Here is a 12,749-nt window from a genome sequence, read left to right as displayed (position 1 = left end):
CGCTCAACGCGGTGCGTTGAGCGTCAGCTTCATATGGCGGTTCACGTCCTTGTACAGCAGATAGCGGAAGCGGCTCGGTCCGCCCGCATAACAGGCTTGCGGACAGAATGCGCGCAGCCACATGAAGTCGCCGGCTTCGACTTCGACCCAGTCCTGATTCAGCCGATACACCGCCTTGCCTTCGAGCACATACAGGCCGTGCTCCATCACGTGCGTTTCTGCGAACGGAATCACGCCGCCCGGCTGGAACGTAACGATGTTGACGTGCATGTCGTGACGCATGTCGCTGGTATCGACGAAACGCGTCGTCACCCAGCGGCCTTCGGTGCCCGGCATCGGAATCGGCTCGATGTCCTGCTCGTTCGTGACGAACGCTTCGGGAAGCGGCACGCCATCGACGGCTTCATAGTGCTTGCGAACCCAGTGAAAACGCGCCGCATCCTTATGACGATTGCGCAACTGCCAGTTCGTGCCGGGCGGAATGAACGCATACCCGCCTGTCTTAAGAACATGCAAGGTGCCTTGCAAAGTCAGTTCGATCTCGCCTTCGACGACGAACAGCACGCCTTCGGCATTCGGGTCCTGTTCGGGCTTTTCGCTGCCGCCGCCCGGCGCCACTTCCATGATGTATTGCGAGAACGTCTCGGCGAATCCGGTAAGCGGACGCGCGAGCACCCAGAGACGCGTCTTGTCCCAGAACGGCAGATGACTCGTGACGATATCGCGCATCACGCCTTTGGGAATGACGGCATACGCTTCAGTGAACATCGCGCGATCGGTGAGCAGCTCGGTCTGCGATGGATGACCGCCGTGCGGCGCGTAGTACGTGTTGCTTGACATACGAAAGTCTCCGTTAGGTTCACGCCGTCGTCGTGATTTCGACGCCTTGGTCGTCCGGCTTTCCCGGACGCTAATGACAGGCGCGACGAATTTACCCGGCAGAACACATACAAAATATCGGAGATGCGCGCTATCGACAAATTAAATGTTCGAATGTAGGGTATCCATTTCCTGAATGGGGCAGCGAACGATTCTTTATGCAGACGCTTACGAAGATCAGCGAAGAACATGCCCGAGCACGATCACATACACCGCCGTGATCGCAAGCTGACATAAGGTGAACGGCAATCCATAGCGCAGAAAGCGCCCGAAGCTGACCGGCGCGCCTTCCTGCGCGCAGATTCCCGCTGCCACGATGTTCGCCGCCGAGCCGACGAGCGTCGCGTTGCCGCCGAGCGTCGCGCCGTACATCATGCCGATGAAGACCGGAATCACCGCGTCGGGCCACTGCGTGAACTGGTCGGAGAGCGCGGCCTCCGGCACGAATTCCGCCGTGACGAGATAGCCCTTGACCATCACGATCGACGCAGCCGCGACCGGCACGTTCGCGAGCACGGAAGAGAGCAGGCCGATGCCGCCGATCATCGCGAGCGCGACGAGCGCGAGTCGCGTACCGAACACTTCATACAGCTTGAGCGACATGACTTGCAGCAGTCCCGTCTTGGCCATGCCCTGCACGAGACAGAAAATGCAGGTGAGGAACAGCAGCGTCTTCCAGTCGACGTCGCGCAGCACGCGATCGGTCGGCTCGACCCTGAACGCATACGCGACGAGCAGCGCGAGCGCACTCGCGATCACGGCGACGACGGGTGGCACGATGCGCGTCGGCAACTCTTCGCCGAGCACGAAGAGGACCATCATCAGCGCGAGCACGACGACGGCGAGCGCCGCGTACACGGGCCGCTTGAGCTTCGTTCCCGGGCTGCGCGGCGGTAGCGGCGTGACGCTGCGCCAGATGCCGCGCATGAGGATCGGCAAGAGCGGAATCACGACGATGATCGCGAGCAGACCACCGAGGCTCGCGTGCCGCAGATACTCGCCGAAGCTCATGCCGATCGAACTGCCGACGAGAAACGTCGCCGGATCGCCGACGAGCGTCAGCAGGCCGGCGGCGTTGCTGAGCAGGGCGGTGAGGATCAGCGGCGGCACGATATCGAGTTCGAGCGCGCGCGCGACCCGAACGATGATCGGCGCGAGCAGGATCACCGTCGTCGCGTTGGGAAGCAAGGCGCATAGCGGCGCGACGATCACGATCAAGAGAAGCAGGAAGCGTTTGCCGCTGCCCGCCGTCGCGCGCAGATAGTATTCGCCGACGAGATCGAAGAGACCCGTCGTCGAAAGAATCCGCGCGACGATCATGCCGCCGAACAGCAGGCTGATCGGTCCTGCCGCGGTGCGCGCGGTCGCGATAAGATCCTGCTCGTCGATGATGCCGAGCGCGATCAGCACGCTTGCACCGACGAGCGCGGCGACGGCGATGTCGATCAGATCGAAGGCGATCACGAGGATCACCGCCGAGAACACGCCGACTACGAGATAGATTTGCCAATCGCTCATGATGGGCTCGCGCGGGCGCTATTGCATCGGCGGCGCATACATCAGGCCGCCGCGTCGGTAGAGTTCGTTCAGTCCGCGTTCGAGTTTGAGCGGACTTCCGGTGCCGAGATTGCGGTCGAACATTTCTCCGTAATTGCCGGCGCTTTTCAGCGCACGAATCGTCCAGCCGGGGTCGATGCCGAGCGTCGCGGTGACGCTCGCATCCGGCACGAGCGCGCGGGCCACGATCGGATCGCGGACGCGCTCCGCTTCGTTGCTCCGCGTCACGCCGACTTCTTCGGCGGTGATGAGCGTGAAGAGCACCCAGCGGACGATGACGAGCCAGCGGTCATCGTCGCCGCGCACGGCGGGCGCGTGCGGCTGCTTCGAGATTCGCTCGGTCAGGATCGTCATGGACGACGGGCCGCCCGGCGCGCGGCTGCGCAGCGTGGCGAGCAGGGAGGTATCGGCGGTCACGGCGCCGCATCGGCCGGAGACGAACGCGTGCTCCAGTTCCGTCACCGAGCCGAGCACGAGCGGCTTCAGGTCGAGCGCGTTCGCATTCGAATAGCCGGCGAGATTGCTTTCGCTCGTGGTCTCGCGTTGCACGCAGACCGTGGCGCCCCTGAGCGACGCGAGCGTGCGAATGCCGCTCTTCGCCGGCACCATGAACGCCTGAGCGTCATAGAACAGCACGCCCGCGAACTGCACGGCGAGCGTGCCTTCGCGCAGCAGCGTCCAGGTCGTGTTGCGCGCGAGCAGATCGACGCGGCCCGTCCTGAGCGCCGGAAAACGCGCGGACGTCCTGAGTGGAACGAAGGCGACCTTGTTCGCGTCGCCGAGCGTCGCGGCGGCCACCGCGCGGCAGAAGTCCGCGTCGATGCCCGACCAGTGCCCGGACGCATCCTGCTGTGAAAAGCCCGCGATGCCGTCGCTGACGCCGCATCGCAGAACGCCGCGCGCCTTGACTTGCGCGAGCGTGTCCGATCCCGCCGCGAGGACGGGCGCGCCCGATGTCAGCAGCGCGAGCAGCACGGCGCCGACGATCGCGATGAATCTCCCCGATGCGTTTGCCATCGTCTTCTCTTGTTGAAGACTTCCGTTCACGGCGTATTGCCACGCAGTTCATGCTCGAAAGGCGAGCGTGTGATATTGCTTGTTTCTACCCGTTCGAAGAGACACGTGACAATAAGGTTGTAGACGAAAACGGATTCAGTTCAAGCGGTCATTTACCGGATACTGTTGCCCCGCCAGGGGCTGGGAGAATTCGATGCGCGCCTTCGTCTCGCTGCCGGTTCTTGCGTTGCCGATGCTTCTCGCCGCGTGCAACACGCCGCCGATTCCGCCGGGCAAATCGGTGGACATACCCACGGCGCTCCAGAACGTCCTCGATGGCGTGTGCAACTTCCGGAAGACGCAGGCCGAGCGCAAGCAGAACTACGGCGTGGCGATCGATTCGATCACCGTCGAACTCGATCTGACCGTCGATGGTGCGCAGACTCCGCCCGTCGCCGTCGCGCCCGATATCAAGTTCATCCCGACCGTCAGTTACGGGCACATCATCACGGCGAACACGGGAAGCAGGCTGCTCGTATCGCTGAAGAATCTCGATGGCGCGAAAGGCGCGGACATGCAGTGCCCGCCGCCGCCGCCGCCCGCCAGCCCCGCTAAGTAAGCGAGGGTTTACCGCAATCCATTCCTGCTTGACGTCGGCTGCGCTGCGCCGGATACTTTGTCCGTACAAAGTGATGTTTAAGACAGGAGGCATGACGCAATGCATTCGGACAGAGTAGGCAAGCAGCGATATCGGGCGAGTTACGGCCGTTATCTGGAGGATTTCACAGTCGGCGATATATACGAGCATCGCCCGGGCCGCACGATCACAGACGCGGACAACATTCAGTTCTCGCTGCTGACGATGAACTTTCATCCGATGCACTGCGACGCGCATCACGCCTCGAAGAGCGAGTTCGGCAAGCTTCTCGTGAGCAGCGGCCTCACGGTCGCGATCGTGCTCGGCATGTCGGTGAACGACGTGAGCGGCAAGGCCATCGCCAATCTCGGCTGGAAGGAAATTCGCCTGACGGGCCCTGTTTTTGCGGGCGATACGCTCTATGCGGAGTCGGAAGTGCTCGAAGTGCGCGAATCGAAATCGCGCCCGACGCAGGGCATCGTCACGGTGCACACGCGCGCGTTCAATCAGGACGGCAAGCCCGTCATGGATTTCATCCGTACCGCGCTGATCGCCAAGCGCGGCCACGGCACCGCCGAAGACTGACCGCACATATCGCCGGCGTTGTCGCGCGCCGGCGTCCCGTTTCCGTTTCGCATACAAGACCGTTCGATTGCATCGATGCATCGGCGCACGGCGGCGAGACGGTTCATCGTCACAGTACTGGAGACAACTGTGAGTCATTACGTTAGCTCGGGCGCCCGGCTGGACCGGCTGCCGATGTCGCGTTTTCACTGGAAGATTCTGGGCCTCATCAGCGCGGGCGCGTGCCTCGACGCGTTCGACGTCTATCTCGCGGGCGGCGTATCCGCCGCGATGCTCAAGGCGGGTTTCTCGACGATGCAGCTCAACGCATTGTTCGTGTCGTCGGGCTTTTTCGGCATGGTGATCGGCGCGGGCTTGTCCGGCTATCTCGGCGATCGCTTCGGACGCCGCTCGTCGTATCAGTTCAATCTCGCGCTCTTCGGTTTGATGTCCTTCGTCGCCGCGTTCGCACCGAATATCCAGTGGCTGATCGGCGCGCGCTTCGTCATGGGCATCGGGCTGGGCGCGGAGCTGGTCGTCGCGGCGGGCACGTTGTGCGAGTTCATTCCGCCCGCGTATCGCGGACGCTGGATTTCGCTGCTCGGTCTCATCGTCAATTCGGGTCTCGTGCTCGCGACGAGTGTCGGTTACGTGGTGATTCCGCATCTCGGCTGGCGCTGGATGTTCGGCATCGCGGGCATCGGCGCGGTGATCGTATGGGCGCTGCGTCATCGCATGCCGGAATCGCCGCGCTGGCTCGAATCGGTCGGACGCACGCAGGAAGCCGAGGACACCGTGAGCGCGATCGAAGCGGAAGTCGCGCATCAGAAGGGACCGCTGCCCGACTGTGCGCGCACGCAGAATCTCGAAGTGCCGCGCGCGCCGCTGTCGGCGCTGTTTCGCCGCGGCATGATCGGACGCACGCTGACGGCCGCATTGACGGCGATCGCGGTGAACGTCGCGGTGTACGGCTTCGTCGCGTGGCTGCCGACGTTCTTCGTCCACGAAGGGCGCGATATTGTCACGTCGCTCGGCTTCACGACGCTGATGTCGTTCGGCGCACCGTTCGGCGCAGTGCTCGGCTACCTCACCGCCGACCGCCTCGGACGCGCGAAAGGTCTCGTGTTCTATAGCGTCATCGCGATCGTGCTGGGCTTCGTCTATCCGCAGATGACGGCCAACGCGGCGATCGCCATCGTCGGCTTCACGCTCGTCAGTTGCATCTTCGGCATCGTCACGCTGGGTCTCTTCGGCTACGTGCCCGAGCTCTTCCCGACCGCGCTGCGCCTGCGCGGCACCGGCGTGGCGGGCGTGTGCGGACGTATCGCGTCGATGCTCACGTCGTATGCCGCCGTGATCCTGTATGCGCAACTCGGGCTGTTCGGCGTGCTCGGCATGGTCGCGGGCGTTCTGATCCTGCTCGTGATCGCCGTGCTGAGCCTCGGCGTGGACGCGAACCAGTTCTCGCTGGAAGAAGTCTCGCCCGATGAAGAAGCCAACGCAGACGATCTGCCGCTCAACCATCAGGGAGCCACGCGATGAACGCACGCAACGACATGCAGCAGGCGCAAACCGTATCGCAACGCCTTGCATCGTTTTCGACGCATCTGCAATTGAGCGACGTGCCGCAAAGCGTGCGCGAGCGCGCGAAGCATCTGATTCTCGACGGCATCGGCCTGGCTTATGCGACCTTGAAACTGCCGTACGCGACCTCGACGCTCGCCGCGATGCAGGAGCTCGGCAGCGGCGAAGCGACGGTGTTCGGCCACACGCAGAAGCTCGCATTGCGCGATGCGATGCTGCTCAACGGCCTTCTGATTCACAGCCTCGACTTCGACGACACGCATGCACGCGGCGTGATCCACTCGACGGCGAGCGCGTTTCCGGTCGCGTTCAATCTCGCCGAGCGCGAGAACGCGAGCGGCGCGGATCTGCTCACCGCGTATCTCTGCGCGATGGAAGTATCGACGCGTGTCGGCTCGGCGGCGAAGAGCGGCTTTCACAACGCGGGCTTTCATCCGACGGGACTCGTCGGCGCATTCGGATGCGCGCTCGGCGCGGCGCGTCTTCTGGGTCTGCCGGTCGAAGCGGCGCGGCATGCGCAAGGCATCGTGCTGTCGATGGCATCGGGCAATCTCGAGTTCCTGCAGGACGGCGCGTGGACCAAGCGTCTGCATCCGGGATGGGCGGCGGTAGCGGGCGCGACTTCGGCGACGCTCGCGAAGCATGGTTATATCGGTCCGGGCGCGGCTTATGAAGGACGCTTCGGTCTCTATGCGCTTTACATGAAGACGCCGCTCGAAGCGGGCGATATCGATATCGCAACGGCGGGCCTCGGCGAGACATGGGAGATCGACGGCGTTGCGTTGAAGCCGATTCCCGCGTGTCACTTCACGCATGCTTCGTCGGATGCGGCCATCGCGCTTCATCGCGCACATGGTTTGCAAGCCGACGACATCGAGCGTGTGATCGTGCGCGTGCCCGGCCCGACGATTCCCATCGTGTGCGAGCCGGTCGCGCCGAAGCAAAAGCCGTCGAACAGCTATGACGCGCAGTTCAGCATTCCGTACATCGTCGCGACGGGGTTGTTGCGCGGCCGCTTCACGCTCGACGATCTCGAAGCCGAAGCGCTCGCCGATGAAACCGTGCGCGCCGTCGCGGCCCGCGTCACGCACGAAGCGGATCAGGACTCGACGTTTCCGCGTCACTACACCGGCGAAGTGATCGTCCATACGCGGGACGGCCGCATGCTGACGCATCGCGAGTCGATCAATCGCGGCTCGTCGGACAGGCCGCTCACGAATGAGGACATCGTCGCGAAGTTCTTCGACAACGCGCAGCGCAACGTATCGCGCGATGCCGCCGAGCGCATCTGCGAAGCGGTGCTCTCGCTCGACACGCGACCGGCGCGCACGCTTGCGCAAGCGCTCGCATAAGACGTACACACGAATACAGGAGAAGCAATGGCCACCATCGACGCCGATCAACAGCAGGACATGAGCAATTACGAAGAGAACGAGACGCTCATTCTCGACATGCTCGACCGCTTCCTCAAGACGGAAGTGAAACCCTACGTGCACGAACTCGATGCGAAGGACGAGTATCCGCACGAGATCGTCGAGAAGATGAAGGACATGGGACTCTTCGGCTGCCTGATCTCGCCCGAGTACGGCGGCCTCGGTCTCACGACTTCGACGTACGCGAAGATCGTCGATCGCATTTCCGCGGTATGGATGTCGGTGAGCGGCATCATCAATTCGCATCTCATCATGGCGATGACGATCCAGCGCAACGGCACCGAAGCGCAGAAGCGCGAGTTCCTGCCGCGCATGGCGACGGGCGAGCTGCGCGGCGGCATCGGCCTGACCGAACCGGATTGCGGCACGGACCTTCAGGCGATCCGCACGGTCGCGAGGCGCGACGGCGATCACTATGTCGTCAACGGCAGCAAGACGTGGATCACGAACAGCAAGTACGGCAACATCCTCGCGCTGCTCGTGAAGACCGATCCGGAAGCGCAGCCGCGTCACAAGGGCATGAGCCTTCTGATCGTCGAGAAGGGACCGGGCTTCGAAGTGAGCCGTCAGTTGCAAAAGCTCGGCTATAAGGGCATCGATACGTGCGAGCTTACGTTCACCGATTTTCGCGTGCCGGTGTCGAGCGTGATCGGCGGGCAGGAAGGGCTCGGCCTCAAGCAGATTCTGAGCGGGCTGGAGCTGGGCCGCATCAATGTCGCCGCGCGCGGGGTCGGTGTTGCGCAAGCCGCGCTCGATGAAGCGGTCGCGTATTCGCAGCAGCGCAAGACCTTCGGCAAGCCGATCTGCGAGCATCAGGCGATTGCGCTCAAGCTCGGCGAAATGGCGACGCGCGTGGAAGCCGCGCGCCTTCTGACGGACTCGGCCGCGCGCGCATACGACAAAGGTCTGCGCTGCGACATGGAAGCGGGCATGGCGAAGTACTTCGCAACCGAAGCGGCTGTCGAGAACAGCATGGAAGCAATGCGCATTCATGGCGCGTATGGCTATTCGAAGGAATACAACGTCGAGCGGCTGTATCGCGATGCGCCGCTTCTGACCATCGGCGAAGGCACCAACGAGATGCAACGCCTGATCATCGCCAAGATGCTGATTGCGAGGAACCCTGCATGAGCCTGCCTCTTTCCGGCGTACGCATCGTCGCCATAGAACAATACGGCGCGGGTCCGTTCGCGACGCAACATCTCGCCGATCTCGGCGCGGAAGTCATCAAGATCGAAAACTTCCGCGAAGGCGGCGATGTGGGCCGCAACGTGGGACCGCATTTTTTCGGCGAAGGCGATAGCCACTTCTTCGAAGCGTTCAATCGCAACAAGTGCAGTCTGACGCTCGATCTGAAGAAGCCCGAAGGGCGCGACGTGCTGCTCGATCTCGTCAAGTCGAGCGATGCCGTCTTCAACAATCTTCGCGGCGATCTGCCCGTGAAGCTGGGTCTCACTTACGATCAGTTGAAGGACGCGAATCCGGCTATCGTATGCGCGCATTTGTCGGCATATGGACGCACCGGCAGCCGCGCATCGTGGCCCGGCTACGACTATCTGATGCAGGCGGAAGCGGGTTATCTCTCGGTCACTGGCGAGCCGGACAGTCCGCCGGCGCGCTTCGGTCTGTCGATCATCGATCTGATGACGGGCACCACCGCCGCGATGGCGCTGCTCGCGGGTCTCGTGCAGGCGCGCACGACGGGCATCGGCCGCGACATGGACACGAGTCTCTTCGATGTCGCGCTGCATAACCTCGCGTATGTCGGCACTTGGTATCTGAACGGCGGCACGGTGACAGGACGGGACCGGCGCTCCGCGCATCCGTCGCTGACGCCGAGCCAGCTGTACAAGACGAAGGACGGCTGGATCTTCCTGATGTGCAACAAGGAAAAGTTCTGGGGCGTGCTGGCGGAGATACTCGACAAGCCTTCGTGGATCACCGATGAACGCTTCTGCAATTTCAAGGCGCGGCTCGCGAATCGCGATCTCGTCGAACAGGAACTCGATGCGGCGCTTTCGCGCGCGACGACCGCCGAATGGCTCGCACGTCTGGGCGGACGCGTGCCCGCCGCGCCGGTGTACGACATCAAGCAGGCGCTCGACAATCCGTTCGTCGCGGAGCGGCAAGGCGTGACCGAAGCGGAGCATCCGCGCTTCGGCAAGGTGCGCAACGTGGCGGCGCCGGTTCGCGTGAACGAGACCTTGCCCGCGCGTTCGGCGCCCGAACTGGGACAGGACAACGCGAGGCTTTTCGCCGAACTCGGTTACGATGCTGGTCGGATCGCCCGGTTGCGCGAGAGCGGTGCGGTGCAATGACGATGCTCGCACCGGATGATGTCGCGCGACAGGCGGATCCCTCCGTCAATCCTTCATCGTGCGTGCAAAAGATGGTCAACGTGCTCGGTCAGCAGCCGCGCTATCTGCAATTGGCGCAGACGCTCATCAACGAAATACAGAGCGGGCGCTTTCCGGTGGGCTCCACCATTCCCACCGAATTCGAACTCTGCGAGCAGTTCGGCGCGAGCCGCTCGACCGTGCGCGAGGCAGTCAAGCAGCTCGTGCAGCTCGGCATGGTCGTGCGGCAGGCGGGCATCGGCACGACCGTCAAGGCCGTGAATTCGGAAGGCAGCTATCGGCAGGTCATGCAGCAGTTGAGCGACCTGCATCGCTATTCCGCCGATACCGCGCTCGAGGTCCTGAAGAAAGAGACCGTCGAAGTGAGCGATGCGTCGCTCTGCAAGATGTTGCAGGCGAAGCCCGGCGAAACGTGGTTGCGTCTCGAAGGCATTCGTCGTTCGCCGGAGAGCGTCGATCCGATCTGTCATACCGAGGTCTATATCCAGCCGGCGTTTCGTTCGCTGACAGGCATCGAGGATGATCCACACACGCCGATCTTCACGATGATCGAGCGTCAGTTCGGCGAGCAGATCGCGCGCGTGGAGCAGGAGATTCGCGCGGTGGCGCTGCCCGCGAACATCGCGCGTCTCGTCAACGCGAAGGCGCGTTCGCCCGCGCTATGGCTGTCGCGCCGCTACTTCAACAAGCGCGGCGAGATCGTCGAAGCGGCGGTCAGCATTCATCCCGCCGACCGCTTCAGTTATTCGGAGACGTTCCAGCGCGGCTGGAGCGGCACCTGACGCATTCGAGGAAATCCGCATGATTGCACGCAGTTTTCTGTTCGTTCCGGGCGATCGTCCGGAACGGTTCGACAAGGCATTGGCGACGCACGCGCATCGCGTGGTCATCGATCTGGAAGATGCCGTGGCCATCGATGCCAAGGCGCAAGCTCGCGCGCAGATCGCGCATTGGTTACGTGAGACGCATGAGCGCGTCGTGATTCGCGTCAACGCTTTCGGTACGCCATGGCACGAAGAAGACGTCGCGATGATTCGCGCGGCGAACGTGCGCGCCGTGATGGTGCCGAAGGCCGAAGATGCGGCGCAACTCGCGGATATCGCGGCACGTTGCGCCGATGACGTCGAGTTGATCGCGCTGGTTGAGAGCGTTGCGGGCGTGGTGCGTATGCGCGAGATCGCGCAATGCGGGCGCGTTGCGCGGCTCGCGTTCGGCTCGTTCGATTTCGGCGTGGACGCGGGCATCGACGGCACCGGGCGCGAACTGGACTACGTGCGTTCGCAGTTCGTGATCGAGTCGCGGTTTGCGGGCCTGCCGCCGCCGATCGATGGCGTAACGCTCGCGACGGGCGACCTCGACGCGATCAACGCCGACGTGCTCGATGCGCGCCGCTTCGGTTTCGGCGGCAAGCTATGCATTCATCCGAAGCAGGTGGACGCCGTGAATGACGGCTTCGCACCGAGCGCCGCCGAACGCGAATGGGCGGCACGCGTGCTCGCTGCGCTGGAAGCGAATCCGCGCGGCGCGATCTCGGTGGACGGGAAGCTGGTCGACAAGCCGATCGTCGATCGTGCGCGAAGAATTCAAGCCGCGTGAACGGGGTTCAACGGAGAACAACCGAATGAAGATATTGGTTCCAGTGAAGCGCGTCGTCGATTACAACGTGAAGGTCCGCGTGAAATCGGATAACACGGGTGTCGATATCGCCAACGTGAAGATGTCGATGAACCCGTTCGATGAAATCGCTGTTGAGGAAGCGGTGCGATTGAAGGAAGCGGGCGTCGCTACGGAAGTGATCGCTGTGTCGTGTGGTGTTACGCAATGTCAGGAGACGTTGCGGACGGCGTTGGCTATCGGTGCGGATCGCGCTGTGCTGATCGAAAGCGCAGAGGAATTGCAGCCGTTGGCGGTGGCGAAGCTGTTGAAGGCATTGGTCGATCAGGAGAAGCCTGAACTCGTGATCCTCGGCAAGCAGGCTATCGATGACGATTCGAATCAGACCGGTCAGATGCTTGCTGCATTGACGGGTTTGCCGCAAGCGACGTTCGCATCGAAGGTCGTTATCGCCGATGGTAAAGCGACTGTATCGCGTGAGGTCGATGGCGGCGCCGAGACGCTTTTGTTGAAGCTGCCCGCGGTAATCACGACAGACCTGCGCCTGAACGAGCCGCGCTATGTGACGCTGCCCAACATCATGAAGGCGAAGAAGAAGCCTTTAAGCACGATGACGCCTGCCGATCTTGACGTCGATGTCGCGCCGCGTCTGAAGACGCTGAAAGTCGTCGAGCCGCCGAAGCGCAGCGCGGGCATCACGGTGCCCGACGTGAAGACGCTGGTCGAAAAACTGAAAACCGAAGCGAAGGTGATCTGAACATGACGATTCTCGTAATTGCAGAACACGACAATGCGTCGATCAAGGCAGCGACGCTGAACACGGTTGCGGCGGCATCGAAGATTGGTGGCGATGTGCATGTGCTGATCGCGGGCTCGAACGCGCAGGGCGCGGCGGATGCGGCGGCGAAGATCGCGGGCGTCAGCAAAGTGCTCCTCGCCGATGCGCCGCAACTCGCTGAAGGCCTCGCGGAAAACGTCGAAGCTACGGTGTTGAACATCGCGAAGGATTATTCGCACATCCTCGCTCCGGCGACCGCGTACGGTAAGAACATCGCGCCGCGTATCGCTGCACACTTGGATGTCGCGCAAATCAGCGACATCACCGCCGTCGATAGCGCCGATACTTTC

12 protein-coding genes and 1 pseudogene are annotated in these 12,749 nt (G+C 62.8%); 10 read left to right on the top strand and 3 right to left on the bottom strand.

Annotated features, from left to right (window positions below):
• Positions 1–3: 3 nt before the first annotated feature.
• The 3 genes from NCR93_RS26135 to NCR93_RS26125 all read right to left on the bottom strand — a co-directional run bounded on the left by NCR93_RS26135 (position 4) and on the right by NCR93_RS26125 (position 3,453).
• Entirely contained in the window at positions 4–840 is an 837-nt protein-coding gene (locus tag NCR93_RS26135; protein WP_008346903.1) for a bifunctional allantoicase/(S)-ureidoglycine aminohydrolase, read from the bottom strand.
• A gap of 216 nt (positions 841–1,056) precedes the next feature.
• Positions 1,057–2,397 (bottom strand): ArsB/NhaD family transporter, encoded by a 1,341-nt coding sequence (locus tag NCR93_RS26130; protein ID WP_250532304.1) that lies wholly within the window; start codon positions 2,395–2,397, stop codon positions 1,057–1,059.
• Positions 2,398–2,415: 18 nt separating this feature from the next.
• A complete protein-coding gene (locus tag NCR93_RS26125; RefSeq protein ID WP_175981507.1) occupies positions 2,416–3,453 on the bottom strand; it encodes an amino acid ABC transporter substrate-binding protein in 1,038 nt (345 codons plus the stop codon).
• 193 nt (positions 3,454–3,646) lie between these two features.
• On the opposite strand from NCR93_RS26125, the gene NCR93_RS26120 reads away from it, so the two are divergent.
• The 10 genes and pseudogenes from NCR93_RS26120 to NCR93_RS26075 all read left to right on the top strand — a co-directional run.
• The gene (locus NCR93_RS26120) at positions 3,647–4,051 is read left to right on the top strand and encodes a hypothetical protein (protein WP_175981509.1); all 405 of its coding nucleotides are present in this window, start codon (positions 3,647–3,649) and stop codon (positions 4,049–4,051) included.
• A 99-nt stretch (positions 4,052–4,150) separates the two neighbouring features.
• Positions 4,151–4,654, top strand: a complete 504-nt coding sequence (locus tag NCR93_RS26115; protein WP_008346896.1) for a MaoC family dehydratase — start codon at positions 4,151–4,153, stop codon at positions 4,652–4,654.
• Positions 4,655–4,828: 174 nt separating this feature from the next.
• Positions 4,829–6,175: an MFS transporter gene (locus NCR93_RS26110; RefSeq protein WP_008346894.1), complete on the top strand. Its 1,347-nt coding sequence runs from the start codon at positions 4,829–4,831 to the stop codon at positions 6,173–6,175.
• A complete protein-coding gene (locus NCR93_RS26105; RefSeq protein ID WP_175981511.1) occupies positions 6,172–7,569 on the top strand; it encodes an MmgE/PrpD family protein in 1,398 nt (465 codons plus the stop codon). Before NCR93_RS26110 ends, NCR93_RS26105 begins: the two co-directional genes overlap by 4 nt.
• Positions 7,570–7,596: 27 nt before the next feature.
• A complete protein-coding gene (locus NCR93_RS26100; RefSeq protein ID WP_008346890.1) occupies positions 7,597–8,781 on the top strand; it encodes an acyl-CoA dehydrogenase family protein in 1,185 nt (394 codons plus the stop codon).
• Positions 8,778–9,968: a CaiB/BaiF CoA transferase family protein gene (locus NCR93_RS26095; protein ID WP_008346888.1), complete on the top strand. Its 1,191-nt coding sequence runs from the start codon at positions 8,778–8,780 to the stop codon at positions 9,966–9,968. The genes NCR93_RS26100 and NCR93_RS26095 overlap by 4 nt, the downstream gene beginning before the upstream one ends.
• Before the next feature lie 71 nt (positions 9,969–10,039).
• Positions 10,040–10,789 (top strand): GntR family transcriptional regulator, encoded by a 750-nt coding sequence (locus NCR93_RS26090; protein WP_051078976.1) that lies wholly within the window; start codon positions 10,040–10,042, stop codon positions 10,787–10,789.
• 19 nt (positions 10,790–10,808) lie between these two features.
• On the top strand, positions 10,809–11,603 hold the full coding sequence (locus NCR93_RS26085) for an HpcH/HpaI aldolase/citrate lyase family protein (protein ID WP_175981513.1): 795 nt from the start codon (positions 10,809–10,811) through the stop codon (positions 11,601–11,603).
• 25 nt (positions 11,604–11,628) lie between these two features.
• Complete coding sequence (locus NCR93_RS26080; protein ID WP_175981515.1) at positions 11,629–12,378, top strand: electron transfer flavoprotein subunit beta/FixA family protein; 750 nt, start codon at positions 11,629–11,631, stop codon at positions 12,376–12,378.
• A 2-nt stretch (positions 12,379–12,380) separates the two neighbouring features.
• A pseudogene (locus tag NCR93_RS26075) lies at positions 12,381–12,749 on the top strand (electron transfer flavoprotein subunit alpha/FixB family protein); the annotation flags it as partial.

Origin of the sequence: Caballeronia sp. ATUFL_F1_KS39, from assembly GCF_023630985.1 — a bacterium.
In the GTDB taxonomy this organism is placed as follows: Bacteria; Pseudomonadota; Gammaproteobacteria; order Burkholderiales; family Burkholderiaceae; genus Caballeronia; species Caballeronia zhejiangensis.
Note: the sequence above shows the minus strand (reverse complement) of the source record. Positions and strands in the feature narration are given on the sequence as shown.